We start from the raw sequence: 26,389 nt of genomic DNA on the forward strand, positions 1-26,389 counted from the left end.
ATGGCGCTGCTGGAGCTCGACGATCTCCATATCGGCTATCCCGCTGACGGCGGGATGATCGAGCTGGTCCGCGGCTTGAGCCTGTCGCTCGATGCCGGCGAGGCGGTCGGCCTGGTCGGTGAGTCCGGGTCCGGCAAGAGCCAGACCGCATTGGCGATCCTCCAATTGCTGCGGTCGCCGCTCCGCATCCTCAAGGGACGGATCATCTTCGATGGCCAGGATCTGACCGAGGCCGGCGAGGCCGCCATGCGCCGCCTGCGCGGAGGCGCGATCTCGATGGTGTTCCAGGACGCCATGTCGGGGCTCAACCCGGCCTTCACCATCGGCGCGCAGCTGACCAACGTGATCTCCGCGCACCGCAAGGCGAGCCGCGCCGAGGCGACGCGGATCGCGGTCGAGGCGCTCGACATGGTCGGCATCCGCAATCCCGAGGCCCGCCTGCGGCAATATCCGCACCAGTTCTCCGGCGGCATGCGTCAGCGCGTCCTGATTGCGATGGCCATCGCCTGCCGGCCGAAGCTGCTGATCGCCGACGAGCCGACCACTGCGCTCGACGTCACCGTGCAAGCCCAGATCGTCGATCTGCTCGGCGACCTCCGCCGCAAGCTCGGCCTTGCCGTGCTGTTCATCACCCACAATCTCGACCTCATGGCCCAGCTCTGCGACCGCGCCGTCGTGCTCTATGGCGGCATGCTGATGGAGGAGGCGAAGGTCGACGCGCTGTTCACAGCGCCAGCGCATCCCTACACGCGTGCGCTGCTCGCCTGCGTGCCGCGGCTGTCCGACCCGCCCGGCGTCGTCAATACGATCGAAGGGTCCGCCCCGGTGCCTGGACGGCTCACGACGGGATGCCCGTTCGCTCCGCGTTGCAGCGCGCGCATCGCGCAATGCGCGGAACGCCCGCCGGCGCGGCTCATCGCTGCCGGCCGCGTCGCCTGCTGGGAGGCGGCCGCATGACGGCGCTGCTCGAACTCGTCGACATCCGCAAGACATTCGAGCTCGAGCGCAGGCTGCTGCCACGGCTGCTCGGCGTCCGGCAGCCGTTGCATGCGGTGAAGGGCGTCAGCCTCAAGGTCCCGCGCGGCGGGGTGCTCGGCATCGTCGGTGAAAGCGGTTGCGGCAAGTCGACTTTGGCTCAGATCATCATGCGGCTGGAGCACCAGAGCTCGGGCCGCATCCTGTTCGACGGCCACGACATCAGCGCGCTCGGCGGTGCCGCGTTGCATCCGTTTCGTCGCCGCTTCCAGATGGTGTTCCAGGATTCGACGGCATCGCTCAATCCGCGCAAGACAGTGCAGCAGACGTTGCAGGAAAGCCTGACGCTCGCCGGCCGGCCGAAGCCGGAGCGTGCTGCGGCAGTTACGGAGCTTCTCGGCATGGTCGGACTGGATGCCGAGATGCGTCGGCGCTATCCGCACCAGCTGTCGGGCGGACAGCGCCAGCGCGTGGCCATCGCGCGGGCGCTCGCGATGCAGCCAGAGCTGCTCGTCGCCGATGAGCCGGTGTCGTCGCTGGACGTGTCACTGCAGGCGCAGATCCTGCGTCTCTTGATCTCGCTGCGCCAGCGTCTCGGGCTGACGATGATCTTCATCAGCCATGATCTCGCGCTCGTGCATCATCTCTGCAGCGAGGTGGCGGTGATGCAGGCCGGCGCCATCGTGGAGCAGGGCACTCCGGCGCAGGTGCTGCGCGAGCCTCGCCACGACTACACGAAGAAGCTGCTGGCCGCGGTGCCGAAGGCATCGACGATTGCACCAACGCAAGCGCAACAGCACCATGCTGCCTCATGACATCATTTTCATCTGTTGACGATCGAGGAGAAGCCGAATGACCGATGTGCTCGGATGGCGCAAGAAGTTCGCGGTTCTGGTGCCGTCGACCAATACGTCGGTGCAGCCTGAATTCGACGGCATGCGCCCGGTCGGCGTCACCAACCATATCAGCCGGATCCGCATTCCGAACATCGCGTTGCGCAGCAATGACGACTTCAACCGCCTGATCGAACTGATCGCGGCGGCGCAGATCGAAGCCGTCGACAGTGCCATGTCGATGGAGCCGGACCGCTTGGTGCTCGGCATTTCCGCCGAGTCGTTCTGGGATGGCTATGCGGCAGCCCGGCGCCTCAAGCAGGAGCTGGAGCAACATAGCGGTATCGCGGTCACGACCGGCTCGGACGCGGTCGAGTCCGTGCTGAGGCTGATCGGGGTCAAGCGGATCGCGGTGATCACGCCGTATTTTCCTGTCGGCGACGACAATGTGGTCCGGTTCTTCGAAGAGGCCGGCTTCGCAGTCGCGAAGATCCTCGGATTGAAATGCGAAAGCCCGGTGGCCATCGCCCATGTCGGCGAGGCGCGCCTTCGCGATGCGCTCGTCGCCGTCAACGCTCCGGACGTCGAGGCCATCGTGCAGGTCGGTACCAACCTGGCCATGGCCGCTCTTGCCGCACGCGCCGAAATCTGGCTCGGCAAGCCGGTCATTGCGATCAATACGGCGATCTACCATCACGCGCTGCGGGCGTCCGGGATCGACGACAAAATCTCGGGTTGGGGACCGCTGCTGGAGCGTTACTAGCAGCACGAGCCGCGATATACAGTCCGAATCGGCGCGAATGCCGCACACACGAGGCAGCGGGCAGGCGAATGGCAGCAGCAGTCGAGAGGGCCTATGCAGCGATCCGGGACGGCATCCTGGGCGGCAAATACCCCGGCGGCGCGCATCTGAAGGCGGAGGATCTTGCGGATGCCGTCGGCGTCAGCCGTACGCCGGTCCGCGAAGCCTTACGCCGGCTCCATGCCGAGGGGCTGGTCGATTTCGTCGCCAACCGCGGCGCTTATGTGCTGAGTTGGGAACGGTCCGATGCCGAGGAGGTGTTCAGCCTCCGGATGGTGCTGGAAAGCTTCGGCGCTGAGCAGGCCGCGATCAGGCGTTCGCCGGAGCAGCTCGTCCGGCTGCGCGAACTTGCCGAGCGCATGAGCGCGGCCGCGCGCGAGCGGGAGGAGCATCACCTGGAGCTGATCGCCGAATTGAATACGGAGTTCCACCAGCTGCTGCACGACGCGTCCGGCGTGAAGCGATTGGGCCCGCTGCTGAAGACCATCATCCAGATCCCGCTGACCATGCAGACCTTCAGCCGCTACGACGATGAGGATCTCCAGCGTAGCGCGGCTCACCATTGCGAGATCGTTGCGGCGATCGAACGGCGCGACAGCGAATGGGCGGGAGCCGTGATGCGCAGCCATATCGCGGCCGCGCGTCACGTCATTCTCGGTAGCGACGCTCAGATCGTCGCGTCAGCCAGCGACGCCGCATGATGCGACGTCAAACGCTGGCGGAGATCCGCGAGAGGCATCAGGTCCGCATATTTCTGTCCCATGTCGAACAGGTTGGCTTCATGCGGCGCGATTGCCCGGTCGCCGACGCAGTCGGTCACCACGACGGTCCGCAGATTGTGAGCAGAGCTGTCGACGACGGTGGCGCGCACGCATCCGGACGTCGTGCATCCCGCCACCAGCAGCGTATCGATCCGGTTCCAGGTCAGCCAGGCGCCGAAGTCAGTGCCGAAGAAGGCCGATGCATGCCGTTTCTTGACGATCAGTTCGCGCGGCCGCGGCTGCAATTGCGGGACGAACTGGCTGAGCGGACTGGTTTCGGTCAGCTTCAGCAGACCGGGGGCCTTCCTGGCGAAGGCGCCGGCATCGCTGCCATCGTCGGCATAGACCACTCTCGTATGAGCGATCGGAAGGCCGCGCGCCCGCGCCAGTTCGAGCAACTCGACCGTGCGTTCGATTGCAGGGTCGATGTTGCCGCCGCCGAAATGATCGGGGTCGGTAAAGCCGTTGATGAAGTCGACGACAACGACGGCCGGGCGATCCCCCAGCCCGACGGTCTGGGCAAATCCCTGCTTGGCGTAGATATCAAGTTCGCTCATGCATGCTCCGCGTCAGTGACGATCCACTCTGTCACACCAAATTCGTCCTAACAACTGTCGTACCGCATAGCCGGTGCCGCAAATCATCTCACTCCATCACAACGTCAAGCAACGAGGTCTTCATGGCATCCCCCGCGCTCAAAGCATCGATCGAAGCCCGCGAGTTCATTGTCGCGCCGGGCGTCTATGATCTCATCTCGGCCTTGATGGCGGATCGCATGGGTTTCAAGGCGTTGTATGTCACCGGCTACGGCACGGTCGCCTCCGCGCTCGGGCTGCCCGACGCCGGGCTCGCGACCTACACGGAGATGATCGACCGCATCGGCTGCATCTGCCGCATGACGAAGACGCCTGTGATCGCCGACGCCGATACGGGCTATGGCGGCCTCCTCAATGTCCGGCACACCGTGCGCGGCTATGAGGCTGCGGGCGTTTCGGCAATCCAGATCGAGGACCAGGAATTTCCCAAGAAGTGCGGCCATACGCCGAACCGGCGCGTCGTGCCGATGGCGGACATGGTTCGCAAGATCAAGGTGGCCAGCGACAGCCGCAGCAGCCGTGACTTCCTCATCGTCGCCCGGACCGATGCGCGGACATCGCTCGGTCTCGACGAGGCGTTACGGCGGGGAGAGGCCTATGCCGAGGCGGGGGCCGACATCGTCTTCATCGAGTCGCCGGAGACGGAAGCGGAGATGATCGACATCGGCCGGCGCATCAGGACGCCGCTCGTCGCCAACATGGTCAATGGCGGGCGGACGCCGATGCTGCCGGCAAAGCGGCTTGCCGAAATTGGATATTCGTTGGCGATCTTCCCTGCGGCCGGCTTTCTGGCAACCGCCAAGGCGCTCGACGAAGCATATTCCGATCTCAGGGACAACGGCACCACGACGAAGCCTGACACGATGTTCTCCTTTGCGGAGTTCAACAAGCTCATCGGCTTCGAGGATGTCTGGGCGTTCGAACGCCGCTATGCGGAGAGTTGAAAGCGTCGGTGTCGCTGCCGTCTGGGCGTAGATATCGAGTTTGGTCATGCGTGTTCGTGCCAACCATGTTGCACGGAGTCACGCGACAACCGTTCGGACAATTGCTCGGATCGATCCCGGAGGCCGCGAGGCTTCTGGTGGAATGCGGCAGAGCGAACGGCGCGACTGGGCGGCGGTGATCGTTCAGGACGAAGCTGTTCTCCGGGAGTTCATCTTGCCACGCTGCCCTAACGACGCCGAACCATGATGCGCGTGGCTCGTAAGATCATCCTTCGGCGCGACCGAGAGGCTGGTGATCATATCGGGGCCAGCAGTCTTTCGGCCAGGACAGGAATCAAATAACGTTCTTGCTTGAAAAGCAACTTCAGGTGGCTGGATGGCTGGTCGCAAGGATCAGAAGGTTCCGGTTCGGAACGCGGCCGGTCGACAGCCGCTCGACGGTCCGGTGCAGCTCCATGACGCTGCCGTCGCGCACATGCGGGCCGGCCGGCACCTTGATGCCCAGCTGTGTTGCCAGCAGCTGCTGGCGCGTGACCCAGGTCATGCCGACACGCTGCATCTGATGGGTCTGCTGTGCATCCATGGCAAGCAATTCGACCATGCCGTCGAATGGCTCGCCAGCGCCATCAGGCGCGAGCCCAAGCCGCTCTATCTCACGACGCTCGGAACCGCGCTTCTGCAGCAGGGACGCGGCGCGGAGGCGCTCAAGGCCGTCGAAAAGGCCGTCGAACTCAAGCCTGGCAATGCGGAGCGGTGGCAGAATCTCGGACTGGTTCTCGCCGAGCTGCGGCGCAACGACGACGCGATTCTCAGCTTCCAGCGTGCCCTCGAGCTCCATCCCGGCTCGTGGGACGCCGCCTGCAACGCCGCGATTCTGCTGCACCAGGCGGCCCGTTTCGAGGAGGCGCTGGTCCATCTCGATCGGTGCGAGCAGCTGAAGTCCGGCAACATCCGCATGCTTGGTCTGCGCGCGATGACGCTGCTCGGTCTCGCGCGCCATGCCGAGGCCTTCGGCGACCTCGAACGGCTCCGTCTGCTCGATCCGGCGAATGCCGACGTCTGCAATCAAATGGGCAATTGTCTGTCGGCGCTCGGCCGCTACGACGAGGCGTTGCTGTCGTACGACAGGGCCTTCGCCCTGGGTGACAAGCACGCCTTGAAGAACAAGGCGATCGCGCTCGAACAGCTCGGCCGCTTCGACCAGGCGCTCGCCGGTTATCGGCGCGCGGTCGCCGACGACGCCAACGATGCCGGCGCCGCATGGAATCTGGCACTGCTGCATTTGCTGACCGGGGATTTCGAAGCGGGCTGGGCCGGCCGTGAAGCCGCGCGCTGGCGAATTCCCGTCCTCGTGGAGGGCTATCCCAAGCTGTCCGGGCGGCTTTGGCAGGGAATTGAGCCCGTCGACGGCAAGACCATTCTGGTGTGCCCGGATGAAGGTCTCGGCGACGTCATCCAGTTCGCCCGCTACGTCCCGATGCTGGCGGCGCGCGGCGCGCGGGTGATCCTGCTCGTCCAGAATGAATTGCAGCCGCTGCTTTCCGCGCTTCCCGGTGTCGCGCAGTGCCTGCCGAAATCGACAGCGATGGTGCCGCCCTATGATGTCCATTGTCCCTTGACCAGCCTGCCGCTGGTCTTCCAGACCCGCCTCGACAGCATCCCGGCCGAAACCTCCTATCTGCCGGCACCGCCGCGAGACCGCGTCGACGCGTGGGAGCAGCGTCTCGGGCCGCATGATCGTCTACGGGTCGGCTTGGTCTGGTCCGGCAATCCGCGGCATCCGCGGGATCGCGCCCGCTCGATGCCGTTCCGGACGATGGCCGGCATCCTCGATGCCGACGCGACCTTCGTCAGCCTGCAAAAGGACCCGCGCGCGGAGGACAGGCCGGCGCTGCTGGAATGGCCCGAACTGGTCGACCCGACGACGGATCTCACCGACTTCGTCGAAACCGCGGCGCTGGTGTCCTGCCTCGATCTCGTGATCACTGTCGACACCAGTGTCGCGCATTTGTCGGCCGCGCTCGGTCGGCCGACCTGGGTCCTGCTGCCCTTCGTGCCGGACTATCGCTGGCTGCTCGATCGCGAGGACAGCCCGTGGTACCCGACGATGCGCCTGTTCCGGCAGGACCAGCGCCGCGATTATGCGCATGTGATCGCGCAGGTCCGCGCCGAGCTGAATGCGACCATCCGCCGTGGGGCGCCGAGGAGCGCCGCGTGCTGAGTTGCCTGATGCCGGCAGCCTCCTGATCCCCGCGATTGCCGACCTCGGCCGTGCGTGTATAAGTCGGCCCCCCCGTCAGCGGCCCCGCAGGCGGTCTTTCCGATGGCAGGCCATGGTCGAACCCAACGTCACGACATCCGACGGCATGCCGTCGCCGCCGGCGCCGCGTCGTGGCGCGGTCGCTTTCATCTTCGTCACCATCCTGCTCGACATGCTCGCGCTCGGGCTGATCATGCCGATCCTGCCGAAGCTGATCGAGAGCTTCGTCGGCAACGACACGGCGCAGGCGGCGCGCATCTTCGGCCTGTTTGGCACCGCCTGGGCGCTGATGCAGTTCGTGTTCTCGCCGGTGCTTGGCAGCCTGTCGGACCGGTTCGGCCGCCGGCCGGTGATCCTGCTGTCGAATTTCGGGCTGGCCGCAGACTACGTGCTGATGGCGCTGGCGCCGTCGCTGGCCTGGCTGTTCATCGGGCGGCTGATCTCCGGCGTCACCTCGGCCAGCATCTCGACCGCGTTCGCCTACATCTCCGATCTCACGCCGCCGGACCGCCGCGCAGCGGTGTTCGGCCGCATCGGCGCGGCCTTCGGCGCCGGCTTCGTGCTCGGGCCCGCCACCGGTGGCCTGCTCGGCGACATCGATCCACGGCTGCCGTTCTGGGCGGCGGCCGGGCTCAGCTTCGTCAATACGCTGTACGGATGGCTGGTGCTGCCGGAGTCGCTGCCGTCGGAGCGGCGCAGCCCGTTCCGCTGGCGCGCGGCGAGCCCGCTCGGCGCGCTGCAATTGCTGCGCTCGGATCGCATACTGGCGGGATTGTCGCTGGTCAATTTCATCGCCCAGCTCGCCCATGTCGTGCTGCCCTCGACCTTCGTGCTCTACGCCACCTACCGCTACGGCTGGGACACGCGCACGGTCGGCTTGACGCTGGCGATGGTCGGCGTCTGCGCCATGATCGTGCAGGGCGGGGCGGTCGGCTTTATCGTGCGCTCGCTCGGCGAGCGCGGCGCGCTGACGCTGGGGCTGTGTGCGGGGACGGTGGGATTTCTGATCTTCGGCCTCGCGCCGACGGGATCATTGAGCTGGCTCGGCATTCCCGCGATGGCGCTGTGGGGCGTGTCGGGGGCGGCGATCCAGGCCCTGATGACGCGGCTCGTGCCGCCCGATCGCCAGGGCCAGTTGCAGGGCGCGATGTCGAGCGTGCAGAGCATGGCCCAGCTCGCCGGCCCGTTCCTGTTCACGCTGACCTTCGCCTATTTCATCGGTGGCGCCGCGCCGCTGCATCTGCCCGGCGCGCCGTTCCTGCTGGCGTCGGCGTTGCTGATCGTGGCGCTCGGGATCGCCGTGCGGACGCTTCGCGCGTCCCATGCAAAACCCTCATCCTGAGACGCAGCGCGCGAGCGACGCCTCTCGAAGGATGAGGAGGGGGAACACGGGGCTTCCAATTCGAGACGGCGCGGCGCGCCGTCTCACGGTCGATGGCTCGCCGATTACTTCTTCACCAGCGGGCAGTCGCTCGCCTCGAGCGGCTTGGCGGCATCCTCCGGCGCGATGGTCGCGATCAGCTTGTAGTAGTCCCACGGATATTTGGACTCTTCCGGCTTCTTGACCTCGAACAGATAGGCCGGGATCAGGCGGCGGCCGTCGGCGCGCAGCGGGCCCTTGCCGAACAGCGGATCCTCGGTCGGGATCTCCTTCATCTTGGCCACGACCTTGGCGCCGTCATGCGGATTGCCACCGAGCGCCTCCAGCGCCTTCAGGTAGTGCAGCGTGCCGGCGTAGTTTCCGGCCACCGTCATCGACGGCATCGTGCCCTTCGGCGACAGCTTGACGAAGCGGTTGGACCAGGCACGGGTCTGCTCGTTCAGGTCCCAGTAGAACGACTCCGTGAACGTCAGGCCCTGCGCGACCTTCAGCCCGAGCGCATGCACGTCGTTGACGAACAGGAGCAGCGCGGCGAGTTTCTGGCCGCCCTGGACGATGCCGAATTCCGAGGCCTGCTTGATCGCGTTGGTGGTGTCGCCGCCGGCATTGGCAAGGCCGATGACCTTCGCCTTGGACGACTGCGCCTGCAGCAGGAACGACGAGAAGTCGGCGGTGTTGAGCGGGTGCTTGACCGAGCCGAGCACCTTGCCGCCATTGGCGGTGACGACCGCCGAGGTGTCGCGCTCCAACGCGTGGCCGAAGGCGTAGTCCGCGGTCAGGAAGAACCAGCTGTCGCCGCCAGCCTTGGTCAGCGCCTTGCCGGTGCCGTTCGCCAGCATGTAGGTGTCGTAGGTGTAGGAGATCGTGTTGGCGTTGCAGGCCTTGCCGGTGAGATCGGCGCTTGCACCGCCGGAATTGATCAGGACGATGTTCTTCTCCTTGACCAGATTGGAGACCGCCAGCGCCACGCCGGAGTTCGGCGTATCCATGATCACGTCGACCTTCTGGGTGTCGATCCATTGCCGGCCGATGTTGACGCCGACGTCGGGCTTGTTCTGGTGGTCGCCGCTGATGACCTCGATGGTCCAGCCCTTCGCCTTCATTCCCGAGTCTTCGACCGCCATGTTGATGGCCGCAACCGAATTGGGGCCTCCGATGTCGGCATAGAGGCTCGACATGTCGTTGAGCACGCCGATCTTGACGACCTTGTCGTCGGCAAAGGCGGAACCGGTAAAGCTGAGCGTGGTGGCGGCAAGCAACGCAGCCATCCGCAGCGCGTGAGACGTCGTCATCCGTTTTCTCCCTGGTCATTCGATCCGGCCGAGCCCTCTGAACGGGGTCGTCGCCGGTCGTAGTTCCCCGATAACGTGTCTTGCAGCGCGCAGCAATGGGCCAAAAGGCGCGGCTCGACATACGTTCGCCCAGAGAATGGGCAGTTTCGCCCGCAGCCGCGTGCCTCCCGACGACCGCTTTCCCTTTCGACCGCCGGCGGGCGGCGGTGATGGACCCACAGCGAGGTATCCAATGCCGCGCAAGCGGCGCACGTTGTGGAACAATAATGACAACGGTAGGTTGTGGAGGGCCGCTTCCATTGTCATGACGGGCGGTTCGCGTTGTTGCGGAAGGGGTAGGCCAAAATTGGAAGGCGATGCGATGCCGCGACACGTCATTGCGACACTTGATCCCTGGTTACCGCAAGAGGTCGTACAGAAGCTCTATTTGAGGCCGCGCCATCTGCAGCCCGGCAGTTTCAACGCCTATGTCCTTGCCGTCCTTCTGGTCGCGGTCGCGATCGCACTCCGAATGACGGGGGCCGACCTGCTCCCGAGCACCCAGTTCATCACCTTGCTACCGGCGATCCTCCTGGCGACCTTGATCTGCGGGATGGCCGCGGGATTTTTCGCAGTCGTCGTCGCGGTGCTGGCGGCGTGGTTCTTCATCATTCCTCCGGCTTTCTCGTTCAAGCTCGACGAAGGGCAGGGCGTTGCGCTGTTGCTGTTCGCCGCGATTGGATCGCTCGACGTCATCTTCGTCGGTGCGATGCGGGCAGCCATCGTTCACTCGCAAAATCTGAACGAGACCCTGAGTACGGTTTTCGAATCCAATCCCGACTCGCTCCTGCTGGTCGATTTGGAGGGACGGATCGTCAACGCGAACCGCCAGGCTGCAACGATGTTCGGCCGAACGAGCGACGAATTGATAGGAATGCAGCTCGAGAGCCTCTTGCCCGAGCGGTTATGGGATCAGCATGTCGCTCACCGCCACGACTTCATGAAGGATCCCAAGCCGCGCCAGATGGGGCTTGGGCTGGATCTGTGGGGCCGGCGTGCAAGCGGCGCGGAGTTTCCGGTCGACGTCCAGATTGGTGCGATCAAGCTCAAGACGGAGACACTCGCCATCGCCACCGTTCGCGATCTCACCCGCCAGATCAGGCTCACCCAGGAACTCGCGACGAGCAAGCAGCAACAGGCGATCCTGAAAGAGCGCGAGCGGGTCGCTGACGAATTGCGCCTGTGGGCCGATGCATTCCAGTGCGCGGCGATCGGCATCGAGATATCGGATCCGCGCAGCGGCACCGTTCGGTTCGTCAATCCGGCCTATGCGAGGGCGCGTGGCATCGGCGTCGACGACGCCAAGGGCATGGCCGTCGCGGACGTCTATGTAGAGGAGGAGCGCGCGCGCTTGCCCGAGCTGTTTGCGACGGCGGATTTGCGCGGACAGGTGAGCGTCGAATCGCGGCATCTGCGCAAGGACGGAACGAGTTTCGCCGTCGAGATCGACATCGCCAGCAAGCGGGACGAGACCGGCGCGGTGATTTACCGCCTGACGTCGTCCCGCGACGTCAGCGCCGCCAAGCTGATCGAGGAGCAGCTTCGGCAGGCGCAGAAGATGGAGGTCATCGGGCAGCTTTCCGGCGGCATTGCGCACGACTTCAACAATCTGCTGACGGTGATCGTCGCCAACGCGGAAATCCTCTGTGAAGACCCCGAACTCCGCGACGACCTGCGGCGGATCGCTGCCGATATTTCCCAGGCCGGCCAGCGGGGCGCGGCGCTGACACAGCGATTGCTGGCGTTCAGCCGGAAGCAGCTGTTGCGGCCGATCGCGATCGACTGCCGGGCACTTCTCGATTCGATGCAGAAGATGTTGTCGCGAACCCTGCGCGAGAACATCCGCATCGTCGTTGTCGACAACCCGAAGCCGGCGCCGGCATTCGCCGATCATAGTCAGCTCGAAGCGGCCGTCCTGAACCTTGCGGTCAATGCGCAGGATGCGATGCCCGACGGAGGTTGCCTGGTCCTTGCCGCCGACGTGACGTCTCTCGACGATCACTATCGGAGCCTGCAGCCGGATGTCGCGCCCGGCGAATACGTCATGATCTCCGTCACCGACAACGGTACGGGCATGACTCCCGAGGTTCTCGCGCATGCGTTCGAACCGTTCTTCACCACCAAGGACGTGGGAAAGGGCAGTGGTCTCGGCCTCAGCATGGTGTTCGGCTTTGCCAAGCAATCCAACGGCCATGTGTCCTTGTACAGCGAGCCGGGATTGGGCACGACCGTGCGGATCTATCTGCCGCTCGTCGCTTCGGAAACGGCAGGAGTGGCCGCGGAGCAGGAGATCGCGTCCGTGCCGCATGGACATGAAACGATCCTGATCGTGGAGGATGATCCTTTCGTGCGGATGTCGGTGATCCGTGCGGTCGAAAGTCTCGGCTACAAGGTCGTGGCCGCCGAGAACGGCAACGATGCTCTGGTGGAGATCAAGGTCAATGACGACATCGATGTGCTGTTCACCGACATCGTCATGCCGGGCGGCATCAGCGGATGGCAACTGGTCGAATTGGCGCGCCAAGTCCGGCCGGGCTTGGCCGTCATCTTCACCTCCGGATATCCGCGGGATTCGCTGGCCGAGTCGGGACATGCCGCCGCCGACGCCATCGTGCTGACAAAGCCCTATCGAAAGGCCGAACTCGCGTTGCGCTTGCGGGACGCCTTGACGAAGCGGCTGGTGGACTCGTGATGTCGACGGCCGCCATGCGAGGCGACGGCGCGGGCTAGGCAAGCGATGCGCCCGACCCGCGTTGATGCGAGGCCGTCAGGCATGATGCGCCTGGCGAAACGCAATCAGATCCCCAGCGCCTGCAGCGCTGCGGCCACGTCGTCCGTCGAGCGCACCAGCACCGCCTTCAGCCCGCTGGCGCGCGCGCCGTCGACGTTCTCGGCGAGATCGTCGAAGAACACGATGCGCTCGGCGGGGACGCCGATGGCCTGCACCACGTGATCATAGGCCTCGGCGTCCGGTTTGCGCAGGCCGATCGACGACGACAGGAAGATCTCGCGGAAATGGCCGAGCAGGTCGGCGTAACGCGGCGAGAAGTGATCGATATGCGGCTGGTTGGTGTTGGAGAATGCGTACAGCGGCAGCTTTTCCGCGGCATGGGCAAGCAGCGGCGCGATGCCGGGCATCGGGCCGACGAAGATCGCGTTCCAGCCCTCCAGAAACTGTTCATCGGTGATGTCGATGCCGAGCTGGGTGCGCAGATTGGCGAAGAACGCAGCATCGGACACTGTGCCGCGCTCATGCCCGTGATAGATCTCGTCGCGCACGAAGCGCTGCGCGATCGCCTCCGGCGCGCAGCCGGCATGACCCGCCCAGCGCGACACGACCTGGATGAAATCGATGTCGATGACGACGCGGCCGAGATCGAACAGCAGCGCGTCGGCCGCGCCGGGGCGGAGATCGGAAGGGAGCATCGCGACGCGCGTCTTTGCCAGATGGAGAGCCGAATGAAGATCCCCTCAATAGCGGTAGGGCTCGATGTCGGCCAGCGGAAACGCGCTGAACACGCCGGGCGTGTTGGTGGCCGTCGCGGGATGCAGATACGACGCGTTCAGCTCGGCGAAGGAGGTGACGCCGAGCAGGCCGAGCGCGCGGATGACCTCATCCTCCAGCAGCTCGAGCATGCGGACGATGCCGTCCTCGCCGGCCGCCGCCAGCGCCCAGCATTGCAGCCGGCCGATGCCGACGAGGTCGGCACCGGAGGCGATCGCCTTGACGATGTCGGTGCCGCGGCAGAAGCCGCCGTCGACCATGACCTTGGCGCGGCCCTGCACCGCCGCGACGATCTCCGGCAGCACATGCATGGCGCCTCGGCCATGGTCGAGCTGGCGGCCGCCATGGTTGGAGACGTAGATCCAGTCGACGCCGTGATCGACGGCGATCTGGGCGTCCTCGGCGGTCGCGATGCCCTTGATGATCAGCGGCAACTCGAACCTGTCCTTGATGAGCTTCACGGTATGCCAGCTCAGCGCCTTCTGGTGGTCGCCGCCGGTGGCGCGCAGCCGGCTCTCACGCACATAGCGCTTGGCGATGTCGCGTTCGCGCCGGCTGTAATGGGCGGTGTCGACGGTCAGGCAGAACGCGGTGTAGCAGCTGGCGACGGCGCGGCGGACGTAGTCCTCGACGAAGGCGTCGTCGCCGCGGACATAGAGCTGGAAGATGCGCAGCGCGTCGGGCGCTGCTTCTGCGGTCTTTTCGAGTCCCGGCTCCGAGACCGAGCTCAGCATGTGCGCGGCCCCGAACCGGCCGGCGCCGCGCGCCACGCTGGCAGCGCCCGCGGTATCGAAGATCTCCAGCGCGCCGACCGGGGCGAGCACCACCGGCAGGCGCAGCCTTCGCCCGAAGATCTCGACCGAGCCATCGACCGTGGAGACGTCACGCAGCACGCGCGGACGGAACGCGATCTCGTCGAGCGCCATTCGGTTCCGGCGCAGCGTTGTTTCGGTTTCGGCGCCGCCGATGACGTAATCCCAGGCGTTCTGGTTGAGCTGCGTCCGCGCCTTGCGGATGAATTCGTGCAGGTTTTGGAACTTCTCGTCGCTGGCGCCGAGCTCGACGTTGCGCCATCCGGGCTCGATCGGGGTCTGTTGATCCATGCCTGCCTCCCAGCATCAATTGTTATTGTTCGCCGAACATCGCCCATCGGACCGGCGATGCGCAAGCCATTCCGGCCTGCGCGGCCGCGGGCGGGTGCCATGCACGGCACGCTGATTCGCCGCGGAGGACACGGCTCGTTGAGCTGTGATCACGGGGTGGCCGTGAAAGACCGGATATTGCGGCGGGCGTGAACGGGGGCTCTTGGGCCGATCTTGATTTCGGCCGCGGAACGTCCATTTCGATGGACGGCGCGGGCCGGCTGATGGCGCTGTCTTCCGGTGTGCCCGCGGGAATATCGGCCTTGAAGAAACCGGAAATGTGGTGTGAGTTGGTACGCCGATCCTGCCGGCGATGCGTTCGGTCGATGTGATCCGCCGGCCACCAAACAAACCCTCGGGAAACGAAGCAATGCGGAAAAACTGGCTGTTCTTGGCGGGCACGATGACCGGCGTCTGTCTGACCGTGATGGTCACGGGGCCCGAGGGCGCGCAACTCGTCGCCAAGGCCAAGGCGGCGGCCGGCATGTCCGACACCTATTCGCAACTCAACCTGTTCGGCGCGGTGTTCGAGCGCGTTCGCGCCGACTACGTCGAGAAGCCCAACGACCCCGCCCTGATCGAGGGCGCCATCAACGGCATGGTGTCGTCGCTCGACCCGCACTCGCGCTACATGAACGACAAGTCCTGGCGCGACATGCAGGAGACGACGTCGGGCGAATTCGGCGGGCTGGGAATCGAGGTCACCATGGAGGACGGCCTCGTCAAGGTCGTTGCGCCGATCGACGATACGCCGGCCTCGAAGGCCGGCATTCTCTCGGGCGATCTGATCGCCAAGATCGATGGCGATGCCGTGCAGGGCCTGACGCTCGAACAGGCGGTCGCCAAGATGAAGGGCGGCGTCAATACCAAGACCAAGCTGACGATCGTCCGCAAGGGCAAGGAGGCGCCGCTCGACGTGTTGCTGACGCGCGAGATCATCCGCGTGCGTCCGGTGCGCTATCATACCGAGGGGGGCGACATCGGCTACATCCGCATCACCTCGTTCAACGAGCAGACCACCGAGACCCTCCGCAAGGCGATCTCCAGCATTTCCAAGGAGATTCCGCAGGACAAGCTCGCCGGCTACGTGGTCGACCTGCGCAACAATCCGGGCGGCCTGCTCGACCAGGCGGTGTCGGTTTCCAGCACGTTCCTGCCGCGTGGCGAGGTGGTGTCCACGCGCGGCCGCAATCCCGAGGAGACGCAGCGTTTCACGGCGCGCGGCGGCGACCTCACCAAGGGCAAGCCGCTCGTGGTGTTGATCAACGGCGGATCGGCCTCGGCGTCGGAGATCGTCGCGGGCGCGCTGCACGATCACAAGCGCGCGACGCTGGTCGGTACGCGGTCGTTCGGCAAGGGCTCGGTGCAGACCATCATTCCGCTCGGCGCCGGCAATGGCGCACTGGCGCTGACCACGGCGCGCTACTACACGCCCTCGGGCCGCTCGATCCAGGCGCAGGGCATCGCGCCGGACATCGAGGTCAAGCAGGACGTGCCGGATGAGTTGAAGGACCGCAGCGACCTCAAGGGTGAGGCGGGGATGCGTGGCCATCTCTCGGCCGCGGACGGCACCGAGCAGACCGGCTCGCAATCCTACGTCCCGCCGGAGGAGAAGGACGACAAGGCGCTGCACGCGGCGTTCAACGTGTTGCGCGGCGTCACCGTCAATGCCGACGTCCGCGCCAAGGCGGCGGTGCCGAACTGATCAGTGATGGTTGTCCAGGATGCGGCTCCGGCCGCGCCTTACGCTCACACCCGACGGGGCGGCCCTGAGAGGCCGTCCCGCCGTGGTTTTCGACCAGCGTGTACAGGCGGACACGGAGTATGTCCGTCTGTTTCAGATAGATCATGGCGCGGCGGTGCACTGCAAGCGACGATCGGTACGATCGGATGACAGGGTTGGAATTTGGCTTGCGGAAAAGGCTCAAATTGCAACGGTATTTATCGGTTCGGAAACGGCGTCAGGCCGCATCGAAACGCGCGCGCCGGCCGGATGAGCCGTCCTCGGCGCGGTGCGCGGCGAACAATTGCCTCACCTCGGCCGCGGGCTTCGGAGGGCTGAACAGATAGCCCTGCATCTCCGAGCAGCCGAGCCGCTTCAGCACCTGGCGCTGCGCCTCGGTCTCGACGCCTTCGGCGGTCGTCGACATGTTGCGGATGGCGGCGATGTTGACGACGGCCTGAACGATGGCGGCGGAGCCTTCGCTTTCGGTGACGTCCTTGACGAAGCAGCGGTCGATCTTGATCTTGTCGAATGGGATCCGTTGCAGATAGCTGAGGCTGGAATAGCCGGTGCCGAAATCGTCGAGCGCGATCCGGACGCCGAGCGCGCGAAGCTCGTGCAGGGTGTCGAGCGCATCGTCATCGCGGATCAGCACCGCCTCAGTGATCTCCAGCTCCAGCCGGTGCGGTGACAGGCCGGAGGCGGCGAGCGCGTGGGCGACCTTGAGCGCCAAGGTGCCGCTCTTGAACTGCACTGGCGAGACGTTGACGGCCAACCGGATGTCGTCGGGCCAGGTCGCGGCCTCGGCGCAGGCGACTTGGAGAACGCGCTCGCCGAGCTGATTGATCAGGCCTGTGTCCTCGGCGATCGGAATGAATTCGGCCGGCGAGACGTGGCCCCGCGCCGGGTGCTTCCAGCGCACCAGCGCCTCGCAGCCGACGATGCGGTCGTCCTGCAGGCTGAGGCAAGGCTGGTAGTAGACCTCCAGCCGATCGTCGGCGATGGCCTGGCGCAGATCGACCTCGAGCTGATGGCGGGCCTTGACCTGGGCGTCCATGTCCGGCTCGAAGAAGCGCCAGGTGTGGCGTCCCGCGGCCTTGGCGGCGTACATCGCCAGGTCGGCATTCTTCATGATCTGATCGAGATCGGTGCCGTGCTGAGGAATGAGCGCGACCCCGATCGAGGCATCGGCAGTCAATTGATGCCCCAGGCAGTCCCGGGGCGCGCGGATCGCCGCGAGCATGTCGTCGATCAGGCAACTCACGTCCTCGCGGCTCTTGATCGTGGTCTGGACGACCGCGAATTCGTCGCCGCCGAGCCGCGCGACGAAGCCGGCGCTTCCGACACAGGCCTGCAGGCTCTTCGCGACGGACTTCAACAGTTCGTCGCCGATCAGATGGCCAAGCGAGTCGTTGACGCCCTTGAACTCGTCGATGTCGATGTAGTGGAGCGCCATCTGCCGGCCGTCGGACACACGGGCCATTTCCTCCTGCAGGCGCTCGTGGAACAGGGTGCGGTTCGGCAGCTCGGTCAGCGCATCAAAATGCGCGAGATGGGTGATCTGCTGCTCTGCTCGCCTGCGCTCGGTGATGTCTTCATGAGTGGCGAGCCAGCCGCCGCCGACGATCGGCTCGTTCACGATCTGGATCGAGCGGCCGTCTGGGGTCTCGATGATCTGCGACTTCTTGAGGCCGACGTCGCGCAGCACGGCATCGGCATATTCCCCCTCGTTGCCGGCGAGCGATCCCGAGGCCTTGCGGTGAGCGATCAGCTCGCGGAAGGTGCAGCCGGGCTTCACGACATCGGTGGAGAGGCCGTACATGTCGATGTAGCGCTGGTTGCTGATGACCAGGCGTTCCGAGGCGTCGAACAGCAGCAGGCCCTGGGTCATGTTGTTGACAGCCTTGTCGAGCCTTTCCTTCTCCAGGGTCAGGCGCCGGCTCGAGGCCTCGTGGTCGCTGATCAGCCGACGCACGACGATGGTGAGCATGCCGGCGATCAGCAGCACCGACGTCAGCCCGATGGCGATCAGGAAGCGCATCTGCTCGCGCCAGTTGGCCAGCGCCGCCGATACCGTGGTCGTTGCGGTGACGATGAGCGGATAGCTCGTCAGCCGGTGCGATGCGCCGATGCGATGCTCGCCGTCGATGGGACTGTCGAAGATTCCGGTGGTGTTACCGTCTTGCGCGAGGATCTGGCGGAAGATCGGCGCGTCGCGAAAGTTCCGGCCGATCATCGCCTCGTGGTGGGGATGCTGGGCCAGCAGGGTCCCGTTGCGATGCATCATCGAAATCCTCGCGTCCGGGCCAAGCGCGACGGATGCGAAGAAGCGTTCGACATTGGCGGGCTCGAGACTGCGGTTGATGACGCCCAGAAACTCTCCACTCGGACTGATCAGCTTCAGCGCGATGACCGCGATGAACGTTCCGCTGAGCCGGCTTACGATCGGTTCGATCAGCATCGGGGGCGATGCCGGATCCGACCTCAGGCGGCGGAAATAGGGGCGGTCCGCGATATTGACCTGCGGCACCGGCCACGCGGTTGCGGAGTTGATCATGTTGCCGTCGTCGTCGAAAATGTTCGCCACGCCGACATAGGACAGAGCGCTCAGCTTGCGCTTCAGCATGTCGTTGACCTCCGCGCTTGCCATCTGCTCGCGGAAGCGTGCTTTGGTCTCGATGCGGTTGTTCCGGACGTAGCTGGCGATCTCGCGCTGGATCGAGATGAGGTCGTCGATCTGCTGATCGAAATGGCGTGCCAGCAGGAGAACGGTGTTCTCCAGTTCCTGTGTCGTGCCGTCGAGGGCGCGCTGCCGGAAGCTGTCGGCCATGATCGTCGCGCCGATCGTGATCGCTGCGATCAGCGCAAGGCCGCCACCCACGAGCCATCGGATCGGGCCTCTATGGTCCGTCGAAGCTCTGACCGCACTCGCTGCTCTGGCCTTTGTCGTCATTGGTCCCGGATACGCTGGTCATTGGCGCGTCGGGATGGATCGTCTGCAACGTCCCTCCCACCCCCGATTGCTAGAGATTCGCTATGGAGGTGAGGTTAGCAATATGAGTTAGCGAACGATTAATTTTAAGTTGTAATTGGCCATGAAATGCCGTCAGGCGCGATAATGGCCCGACTTGCCGCCGATTTTCTCAGTGAGATGAATGCCCTCGATGCGCACGCCGCGCTCGGCGGCCTTGATCATGTCGTAGATGGTCAGGCAGGCGACCGACACCGCGGTGAGCGCCTCCATCTCGACCCCTGTCGGCCCGCTGACCTTGACCGTTGCGCTGACGATGCAGCCGGGCAGGGCGGCGTCGGGGGTGATGTCCACCGTGACCTTCGAGAGCGCCAGCGGGTGGCACAAGGGAATGAGGTCCGAGGTCCGCTTGGCCGCCATGATGCCGGCAATGCGGGCGGTTCCCAGCACGTCGCCCTTCTTGGCATTGCCGGACACGATCAGCGCCAGCGTCGCCGGGCTCATCAATACACGGCCTTCGGCCGTCGCGATCCGTTCCGTTGCGGTCTTGTCCGACACGTCGACCATGCGGGCTTCACCGCGGGCGTCGATGTGGGTGAGAGACGGTCCGTCAGGCGGTATATCGGCCATGGGTCACTCAGCCGCGCTTGCCGGGCCGGCGTTGCGCGCCAGCAGGGTGCGCGTCGCCGCTGCCACGTCGGCCTGCCGCATCAGGCTTTCGCCGACGAGAAAGGTCTGGATGTCGACGCGCGCCAAACGCGCAAGATCTTCCGGCGTGAAGATGCCGCTCTCACCGACCAGGAGGCGCTCCTTGGGCACCAGCGGCGCCAGGGTCTCGGAGGTTGCCAGCGTGGTCTCGAAGGTGCGCAAGTTTCTATTGTTGATGCCGATCATCGGCGAGCGCAGCTTCAACGCGCGGTCGAGCTCGGCGCGGTCGTGGATCTCGATCAGCACGTCCATGCCGTGGGCGAGCGCAGCGGCTTCGATGTCCGCGGCAGCCGCGTCGTCGAGCGCAGCCATGATGATCAGGATGCAATCGGCGCCATGAGCACGGGCTTCGACCACCTGATAGGTATCGAACATGAAGTCCTTGCGCAGCACGGGCAGGGCGGTCGCGGCCCGCGCCGCCACCATGAAGTCGAGATGGCCCTGGAACGACGGCGTGTCGGTCAGCACGGACAGACAGGCGGCTCCGCCGGCCTCATAGGCCTTCGCCAGTTGCGGCGGATCGAAATCGGCCCGGATCAGACCCTTCGAGGGCGACGCCTTCTTCACTTCCGCGATCAGCGCGTAGTCGCCATTCGCATGCTTGGCGCGGATTGCGGCAACGAAGCCGCGCGGCGGCGAAGCCTCGCGCGCGCGGGCTTCGAGCTCCGACAGCGGGCACGCGTGCTTGGCTGCCGCGATCTCCTCCCGCTTATAGGTCTCGATCTTGGCCAGGATGTCGGACATGACGCGCTCAGAGGATCAGCTGTTGGAGACGGCGATCAGCTGCTTCAGCCGCGCAGCAGCCGCGCCGCTGTCGAGCGAAGCCTTGCCGATCGCTACGCCTTCCTGAAGCGACTTGGCGCGGCCCGCAACCACCAATGCCGCGGCGGCGTTCAACACTGCGACATCACGATAGGGGCTCGGCAGTCCGTCCAGCACGCTCTGCAGCGCCACTGCGTTGGCCGCGGCATCACCGCCCTTCAGCCCGTCGCTTTCGCAGCGCCCGAGCCCGGCCTCTTCCGGTGTAACCTCGAAGGTGCGGATCTGCCCGTTCTCGAGTGCCGCGACGAAGGTCGGCCCGGTCAGGGTGATCTCGTCGAGCCCGTCGGAGCCATGCACGACCCAGGCGGCTTCCGAGCCGAGGTTCTTCAGCACCTGCGCCAGCGGCTCGACCCATTGCCGCGAGAACACGCCGACCATCTGGCGCTTGACGCCGGCGGGGTTGGACAGCGGTCCAAGCAGATTGAAAATCGTGCGGGTGGCGAGCTCGACGCGCGTCGGGCCGACGTTCTTCATCGCCGGATGATGGGCCGGCGCGAACATGAAGCCGATGCCGGCTTCGCGCACGCAGCGACCGACCTGGTCCGGTTTGAGATCGATCTTGACGCCGAGCGCGGCGAGCACATCGGCCGCACCCGACCTCGAGGACAGCGCGCGGTTGCCGTGCTTGGCGACCGGCACGCCGGCGCCGGCCACGATGAAGGAGGCGCAGGTCGAGACGTTGACCGAGCCGGAGCCGTCACCGCCGGTGCCGACGATGTCGACGGCAGACGCCGGGGCATCGACGCGCAGCATCTTGGCGCGCATCACGCTGACGGCGCCGGTGATCTCGTCCACCGTCTCGCCGCGGACGCGCAGCGCCATCAGCAGCGCGCCCATCTGCGACGGCGTGGCCTCACCCGACATCATGCTGTCGAACGCGGACGCGGCCTCCTCGCGGGACAGCGGCGCGCCCGTCGCCACCTTGCCAATGATCGACTTCAGATCGTTCATCACGCGTGCCCTTGGCGATCCGTCATTGATTGCTGCCGCCGCCGACCACCTGCGCCACGGCGGCTTCGTTGATGGTGGTCCCGATATCCTTTTCGAGCTTCAGGACATACGACGTGCCTTGCTCGTCGGCCAGCGCGCGCTGCAACTGGTCCTTCAGCTTCTTGATGTCCTCGGACGCCAGATCGACCTTGGGCTCGACGATGTCGGTGACCCGGAACACGATCCATTGCCGGCCGCCATCGGCCTCGGTCTGGCCGACGCCGTCCTTGGCCGTGCGGAACGCTGCCGTGATGGCGCCGGTGGGCACGCCGGGCAGGGTCGCGTCACGCTTGAACGTGCTCGCCGTCTCTACCTTGGTGCCGAGCGAGGACGCCTCGTCGGCGAGCTTGCCGCCCTCGCTGAGCTTCTTGACCAGTTCGGTGGCCTTGGCGCGCAGCCTGGCCGCCACCTCGTCGTCGCGCCACTTGGCCGCGACCTGGTCCTTGACCTCGTCGAGGGTGCGGTCGCGCGGCGGCGTGATGCCGAGCACCTCGTACCAGACATAGCCGCCGCGGAACGAGATCGGCTCATTGTCGACGCCGACATCGCTGTTGAAGGCCTGCGCAACGACGTCGAGGCCGAGCGGAATGTTCGGGACGGGCTGGCCGTCGGGCTGCTTGCCCGAACGGTCGACCGCCTCGAGCGTCACGGCATTGAGGCCAAGCTTCTTGGCCGCCTCGGCGACGCTCGCGCCTCCGCCGCGCTCGTCTTCCATCTTGTCCCGCAGCGTGGCGACCTGCGATTTGGCGCGGTCGGCCGCGATCTCCTTCTTGATGTCGGCCGCGACGTTCTCGAACGCCGGCTCCTGGCCCGGCTGGATCGCGCTGACCTTCACCAGGGCCACGTTGAACGCGCCCTTGACCGGCTGGCTGACCTCGCCGGTCGGCAGCGAGAAGGCCATGTCGGCGACGGCGGGGTCGAGAATGGCCGATTTCGTCACCAGTCCGAGATCGAGGTCGGCCGGGTTGAGATTGCGCTCCTTGGCGAGCTCGTCGAACGTCACTTCGCCGGCTGCGATCCGCGTCCGCGCCGCCTGCGCCTCTTCAAGGCTCGGGAACGTCATCTGCTGGACCTGCCGTTTCTCCGGAGTGCCCATCAGCGCCTTGCGCTGGTCGAACAGCTTCCTGGCATCCTCGTCCGAGACGTCGGTCCACTTGCCGATCTCCTCGGGCGTCACCAGGACGAACGAGATCTTGCGGTATTCGGGCGCCTTGAACTGCCCCTTATGCTCGTCGAAATACGATGCGAGAATCTCGGGCGAGGGCGCGTCGATGGTGCCGGCCTGCGCGGCGTCGAGCTTGATGTAGTCGATCGAGCGCTGCTCGTTCTGGAAGCGGCTCAGCGCCTCCAGCATCACGTTGGAGGGCTCCAGCCCGGCCGCGATGGTGCCGGTGATCTGTCGCCGCAGCGTCTGCCGCCGCTGGTCGGCCAGATAGCGCTGCTCGGTGAAGCCGAAATTGCGGATGATGGCCTGGAAGCGCTGCGGGTCGAACGCGCCGTTCGGGCCCTTGAAATTGGGGTCGCTGAGGATCACCCGCATGGTCTCCGCGTCGGACTGGCCGAGACCGAGACGGCGGGCCTGCTCGTCGAGCGCAGCTTCCGCGATCGTCTGCTGCAGCACGGAGCGATCGAGACCAAACATGCGGGCCTGCTCGGTGGTGAGCGGGCGGCCGATCTGGCGGCCGATCTGCTGCAACCGGTCGGTGTAGATCTGGCGGAACTCGTTGATCGAGATCTCGGTACGTCCGACGGTTGCCGCCGTCGATTGCCCGAAGCCGCGGAAGATGTCGGCGATGCCCCAGATGCCGAAGCTGACGATCAAGACGCCCATGACCACCGCCATGATGGTCTTGCCGAGCCAGTTTGATGAGGCCTTGCGTAATCCTCGGAGCATGGGTCCAGTCTGTCTGCAGGAATAAAGGGATGAAAAGGACGCGCCTTGAAGCAGATTCTGCGAAAGGGCGTCACCGCGTTGAAACGGCTTATAAAGAGGCAGCCGCCCGGTCGCAACCTCGGCCCTGAGGCGGATTGAAGCGGTGGGAAGACGTCGCGCGCATCGGCACTCCGGACTGGTGCTTCGGAAGGCGCTCTGCTAGCCGATGTCCGTCACAACATTTGCTGGAATCCTGCCATGACCGACCGCATCCGGCCCCTGATTGCCGGCAACTGGAAAATGAACGGTTTGAAGGCCTCGACTGCCGAGTTCGACGCCATGCTGGCGGGGGCCGCCGAGGTGGCGGGACAGGCCGACCTCCTGGTATGTCCGCCGGCGACGCTGCTGGCGGCCTTCGCCGAGAAGGCGCGCGGCACGACGGCGGTCGCGGTCGGAGCCCAGGATTGTCACGCGAAAGCATCGGGGGCCCACACGGGAGACGTCTCGGCCGAGATGCTGGCAGACGCGGGCGCAAGCGCCATCATCGTCGGCCATTCCGAGCGGCGCGCCGACCACGGCGAAAGCGATATCGTCGTGCACCAGAAGACGGAAGCGGTCTGGCGCGCCGGTTTGGTCGCGATCGTCTGCGTCGGCGAGACCCAGCAGCAGCGCGACGCCGGGCAGACCCTGGACATCCTGCGCGGCCAGCTCAATCTCAGCCTTCCGCAGGGGTCGCGGGCCGCAAACCTGATCGTGGCCTACGAGCCGGTCTGGGCGATCGGCACCGGCCTGACGCCGACCGCCCAGGATGTCGAGCAGATTCATGCGTTTATCAGGGCACTGCTGATCGAGCGCTTCAACGGCGAGGGGGCGCGGATGCGCATCCTGTATGGCGGCTCGGTGAAGCCGTCCAACGCCGCCGAACTGATGGCCGTCGCGAACGTGAACGGCGCGCTGGTCGGCGGCGCCAGCCTGAAGGCGGCTGACTTTCTCGCAATTGCGAAAGGATGTTGAGCGGCGATCCGAGCATCGCGCATGAAGGCGCGGGCTCAGCCTGGTTCTCCGATCCGCTTCCAGTAGATCTTCGTGCCGGTGAGGCCGCCATGCGGCTTCAAGGCATAGTCCGGGATGATTCCGGAGAGTTGGAAACCGAGGCTCTCATAAAGCGGTGAGGCGCCGCCATCCTCGGCGGTGTCCAGCACCAGCATCGTGCGCTGCTCTTGGCGCGCCAGGGTCTCGGCGGCCCGCAGCAGCGCGGTGGCGATGCCGCGGTTGCGGTGACTGACGCGCGTCATCATTTTTGCGATCTCGGCGCGGTGCGGCTGGTTCGGCGGCAGCTTCAACTGGAGCGTCACCGTTGCGACTAGATCGTCATCGTCGAAGGCGCCGAGGACGATTCGTTCGTGGCGGCCGACGGCGGCGAGCGAATCCCGCCAGAACATGTCCGCGTCGTCGACGCTGAGCGGGTGCATGAAGCTGACCGAGCCGCCATGGGCCACGGTTTCGATCAGCATCGCGCGCAGGGCAGCCCGAATGGCCGGCGTGTCGGAAAGGGCGGCGATTCGCAGTGGGGACATTCTCAACTCCGGGCGAGGGCGACGACGTAGACGCAGGGAGCGTCGGTCTCATTGGCAAAGGTGGTGTCGATCGGCGGGCCGAAGCCGAGGCAGTCCCCGGGGCCGAGTTCGTGACGTTCGACGCCTTCGGTGATGGTCAGGCGCCCGCTCTGGACCCAGACCAGCTGGCGGATGTGGATGTAGGACGAGGCCGGCAGTGTCACGCTGCGGCCCGCCGGCATCTCGACGGTGACGACCTCGATCGGGTGATCCGGCCTGAGAAAGACCTGGCGCCGAAGGTAACCCGTCTCGGGATCGCGCCAGACCGGCTGCTCGTCCGCCTTGGACAGGCGTTCCGACTGGGCTTCGGCGCGCAGCATCAGGCCGGCCAGCGTGAGATCGAAGGCGCTGGCGAGCTTGACCAGGACGACCGCGGTCGGGCTGACCTCGGCGCGCTCGATCTTGCTGATCGTGGCCTTGGAGACTCCAGACCGCTCGGCGAGGTCGGCCAAGGACCAGCCCCGGCCGTCGCGTTCCAGGAGCAGGCGGCGCGCGAGCCGTTGGCTGAAATCGTCTATTATTTGATCCATTCGTCTCTAATAGTAGAATTTTTGATGTCCGGCAAGCCCTGGCGCGCGGCGCCTCATCGGCGCTTGTGCGAAGCGCGGGTGCGATTATCTGCGGGGTGGCGTTGCCCGACATGATCGTGTAACACCGCGCAAATTTCCGAATAGCCCGCGAAGCGCTCGCGATCCCGGCCTCTGGTCGGGGCCTGCGAGGGCTTGTGACGGAAGGTCACCATGCAGACTGTCTTGATCGTCATCCACCTCATGATCGTCGCCGTCCTGATCGGCGCGGTGCTGTTGCAGAAGTCCGAAGGCGGCGGCCTCGGCATGGGCGGCGGCGCCGGCTTCATGTCGAGCCGGGGCACCGCAAATCTGCTGACGCGGACCACTGCGATTCTGGCGGTCGGCTTCTTCATCACCAGCCTGCTGCTGACCTGGCTGGCAGGTCTCGATCGCAAGCCGACCTCCATTCTCGGCACCCTGCCGGGGCAGACCCAGTCCGGCAGTGCGACGCCGGTGGCGCCGACTGGTGGCGGCGTGCTCGACCAGCTCAAGAAGGCCGACGAGCAGCAGAGCCCGGCCGCGCCGGCCGGCCCGCAGGCCCCGCAATCGCAATAATGCGGGGAAGCCATGCAGGAGCGCAAATTTGC

The 26,389-nt window shown here is 65.6% G+C and carries 22 protein-coding genes; 11 read left to right on the forward strand and 11 right to left on the reverse strand.

The features are described 5' to 3' along the window. The 4 genes from ACQR1B_RS26675 to ACQR1B_RS26690 all read left to right on the forward strand — a co-directional run bounded on the left by ACQR1B_RS26675 (position 1) and on the right by ACQR1B_RS26690 (position 3,311). On the forward strand, positions 1–957 hold the full coding sequence (locus ACQR1B_RS26675) for an ABC transporter ATP-binding protein (protein ID WP_434835042.1): 957 nt from the start codon (positions 1–3) through the stop codon (positions 955–957). Beyond that, positions 954–1,790, forward strand: coding sequence for an ATP-binding cassette domain-containing protein (locus ACQR1B_RS26680; protein ID WP_434835043.1), 837 nt, complete (start codon positions 954–956; stop codon positions 1,788–1,790). Before ACQR1B_RS26675 ends, ACQR1B_RS26680 begins: the two co-directional genes overlap by 4 nt. A 37-nt stretch (positions 1,791–1,827) precedes the next feature. Then, entirely contained in the window at positions 1,828–2,571 is a 744-nt protein-coding gene (locus ACQR1B_RS26685) for a maleate cis-trans isomerase family protein (RefSeq protein WP_434835044.1), read from the forward strand. Positions 2,572–2,639: 68 nt separating this feature from the next. Continuing rightward, positions 2,640–3,311, forward strand: a complete 672-nt coding sequence (locus ACQR1B_RS26690) for a GntR family transcriptional regulator (protein WP_434835045.1) — start codon at positions 2,640–2,642, stop codon at positions 3,309–3,311. On the opposite strand, the gene ACQR1B_RS26695 is transcribed toward ACQR1B_RS26690, so the two are convergent. After that, on the reverse strand, positions 3,278–3,928 hold the full coding sequence (locus ACQR1B_RS26695; RefSeq protein ID WP_434835046.1) for an isochorismatase family protein: 651 nt from the start codon (positions 3,926–3,928) through the stop codon (positions 3,278–3,280). The genes ACQR1B_RS26690 and ACQR1B_RS26695 overlap by 34 nt on opposite strands. Before the next feature lie 2 nt (positions 3,929–3,930). On the opposite strand from ACQR1B_RS26695, the gene ACQR1B_RS26700 reads away from it, so the two are divergent. From ACQR1B_RS26700 to ACQR1B_RS26710, 3 genes are all read left to right on the forward strand, one after another. Next, positions 3,931–4,911 carry an isocitrate lyase/PEP mutase family protein gene (locus ACQR1B_RS26700; RefSeq protein WP_434835047.1) on the forward strand — a complete coding sequence of 327 codons (981 nt, stop codon included), beginning with the start codon at positions 3,931–3,933 and terminating at the stop codon, positions 4,909–4,911. Between the two features lie 475 nt (positions 4,912–5,386). Next, positions 5,387–7,132: a tetratricopeptide repeat protein gene (locus ACQR1B_RS26705; protein ID WP_434835110.1), complete on the forward strand. Its 1,746-nt coding sequence runs from the start codon at positions 5,387–5,389 to the stop codon at positions 7,130–7,132. 112 nt (positions 7,133–7,244) lie between these two features. Beyond that, positions 7,245–8,513 carry a TCR/Tet family MFS transporter gene (locus tag ACQR1B_RS26710; protein ID WP_434835048.1) on the forward strand — a complete coding sequence of 423 codons (1,269 nt, stop codon included), beginning with the start codon at positions 7,245–7,247 and terminating at the stop codon, positions 8,511–8,513. A 104-nt stretch (positions 8,514–8,617) separates the two neighbouring features. On the opposite strand, the gene ACQR1B_RS26715 is transcribed toward ACQR1B_RS26710, so the two are convergent. Next, complete coding sequence (locus tag ACQR1B_RS26715; protein ID WP_434835049.1) at positions 8,618–9,844, reverse strand: ABC transporter substrate-binding protein; 1,227 nt, start codon at positions 9,842–9,844, stop codon at positions 8,618–8,620. Positions 9,845–10,205: 361 nt separating this feature from the next. Here ACQR1B_RS26715 and ACQR1B_RS26720 point away from each other — a divergent pair, with 361 nt between their 5' ends. Continuing rightward, complete coding sequence (locus ACQR1B_RS26720; RefSeq protein WP_434835050.1) at positions 10,206–12,575, forward strand: PAS domain S-box protein; 2,370 nt, start codon at positions 10,206–10,208, stop codon at positions 12,573–12,575. A 104-nt stretch (positions 12,576–12,679) separates the two neighbouring features. On the opposite strand, the gene ACQR1B_RS26725 is transcribed toward ACQR1B_RS26720, so the two are convergent. Both ACQR1B_RS26725 and ACQR1B_RS26730 read right to left on the reverse strand, forming a co-directional pair. Then, positions 12,680–13,309 (reverse strand): HAD family hydrolase, encoded by a 630-nt coding sequence (locus tag ACQR1B_RS26725; protein WP_434835051.1) that lies wholly within the window; start codon positions 13,307–13,309, stop codon positions 12,680–12,682. Between the two features lie 45 nt (positions 13,310–13,354). Then, positions 13,355–14,491: an alpha-hydroxy acid oxidase gene (locus tag ACQR1B_RS26730; RefSeq protein ID WP_434835052.1), complete on the reverse strand. Its 1,137-nt coding sequence runs from the start codon at positions 14,489–14,491 to the stop codon at positions 13,355–13,357. A 409-nt stretch (positions 14,492–14,900) separates the two neighbouring features. On the opposite strand from ACQR1B_RS26730, the gene ACQR1B_RS26735 reads away from it, so the two are divergent. Continuing rightward, a complete protein-coding gene (locus tag ACQR1B_RS26735; RefSeq protein WP_434835053.1) occupies positions 14,901–16,235 on the forward strand; it encodes a S41 family peptidase in 1,335 nt (444 codons plus the stop codon). A gap of 256 nt (positions 16,236–16,491) precedes the next feature. Here the strand turns inward: ACQR1B_RS26735 and ACQR1B_RS26740 are convergent, their stop codons facing one another. The 5 genes from ACQR1B_RS26740 to ACQR1B_RS26760 all read right to left on the reverse strand — a co-directional run bounded on the left by ACQR1B_RS26740 (position 16,492) and on the right by ACQR1B_RS26760 (position 23,638). Next, the gene (locus tag ACQR1B_RS26740) at positions 16,492–19,206 is read right to left on the reverse strand and encodes a bifunctional diguanylate cyclase/phosphodiesterase (protein WP_434835054.1); all 2,715 of its coding nucleotides are present in this window, start codon (positions 19,204–19,206) and stop codon (positions 16,492–16,494) included. Positions 19,207–19,359: 153 nt separating this feature from the next. Beyond that, positions 19,360–19,854, reverse strand: coding sequence for a cyclic pyranopterin monophosphate synthase MoaC (gene moaC / locus ACQR1B_RS26745; RefSeq protein WP_434835055.1), 495 nt, complete (start codon positions 19,852–19,854; stop codon positions 19,360–19,362). A gap of 3 nt (positions 19,855–19,857) precedes the next feature. Then, a complete protein-coding gene (gene trpC / locus ACQR1B_RS26750; protein ID WP_434835056.1) occupies positions 19,858–20,676 on the reverse strand; it encodes an indole-3-glycerol phosphate synthase TrpC in 819 nt (272 codons plus the stop codon). Between the two features lie 15 nt (positions 20,677–20,691). Continuing rightward, entirely contained in the window at positions 20,692–21,705 is a 1,014-nt protein-coding gene (gene trpD / locus ACQR1B_RS26755; protein WP_434835057.1) for an anthranilate phosphoribosyltransferase, read from the reverse strand. Between the two features lie 22 nt (positions 21,706–21,727). Beyond that, a complete protein-coding gene (locus ACQR1B_RS26760; protein ID WP_434835058.1) occupies positions 21,728–23,638 on the reverse strand; it encodes a SurA N-terminal domain-containing protein in 1,911 nt (636 codons plus the stop codon). Positions 23,639–23,875: 237 nt separating this feature from the next. Here ACQR1B_RS26760 and tpiA point away from each other — a divergent pair, with 237 nt between their 5' ends. Further along, positions 23,876–24,631, forward strand: a complete 756-nt coding sequence (gene tpiA, locus ACQR1B_RS26765) for a triose-phosphate isomerase (RefSeq protein WP_434835059.1) — start codon at positions 23,876–23,878, stop codon at positions 24,629–24,631. Positions 24,632–24,666: 35 nt separating this feature from the next. On the opposite strand, the gene ACQR1B_RS26770 is transcribed toward tpiA, so the two are convergent. Together ACQR1B_RS26770 and ACQR1B_RS26775 are read right to left on the reverse strand one after the other, a co-directional pair. Then, positions 24,667–25,194, reverse strand: coding sequence for a GNAT family N-acetyltransferase (locus tag ACQR1B_RS26770; protein WP_434835060.1), 528 nt, complete (start codon positions 25,192–25,194; stop codon positions 24,667–24,669). Between the two features lie 2 nt (positions 25,195–25,196). Continuing rightward, a complete protein-coding gene (locus ACQR1B_RS26775) occupies positions 25,197–25,763 on the reverse strand; it encodes a helix-turn-helix domain-containing protein (RefSeq protein ID WP_434835061.1) in 567 nt (188 codons plus the stop codon). A gap of 210 nt (positions 25,764–25,973) precedes the next feature. Between ACQR1B_RS26775 and secG the strand changes: the two genes are divergently transcribed. Further along, entirely contained in the window at positions 25,974–26,357 is a 384-nt protein-coding gene (gene secG / locus ACQR1B_RS26780) for a preprotein translocase subunit SecG (protein WP_434835062.1), read from the forward strand. The last annotated feature ends 32 nt before the right edge of the window (positions 26,358–26,389 follow it).

This window comes from Bradyrhizobium oligotrophicum, from assembly GCF_051168495.1.
Lineage (GTDB): Bacteria > Pseudomonadota > Alphaproteobacteria > Rhizobiales > Xanthobacteraceae > Bradyrhizobium > Bradyrhizobium oligotrophicum_A.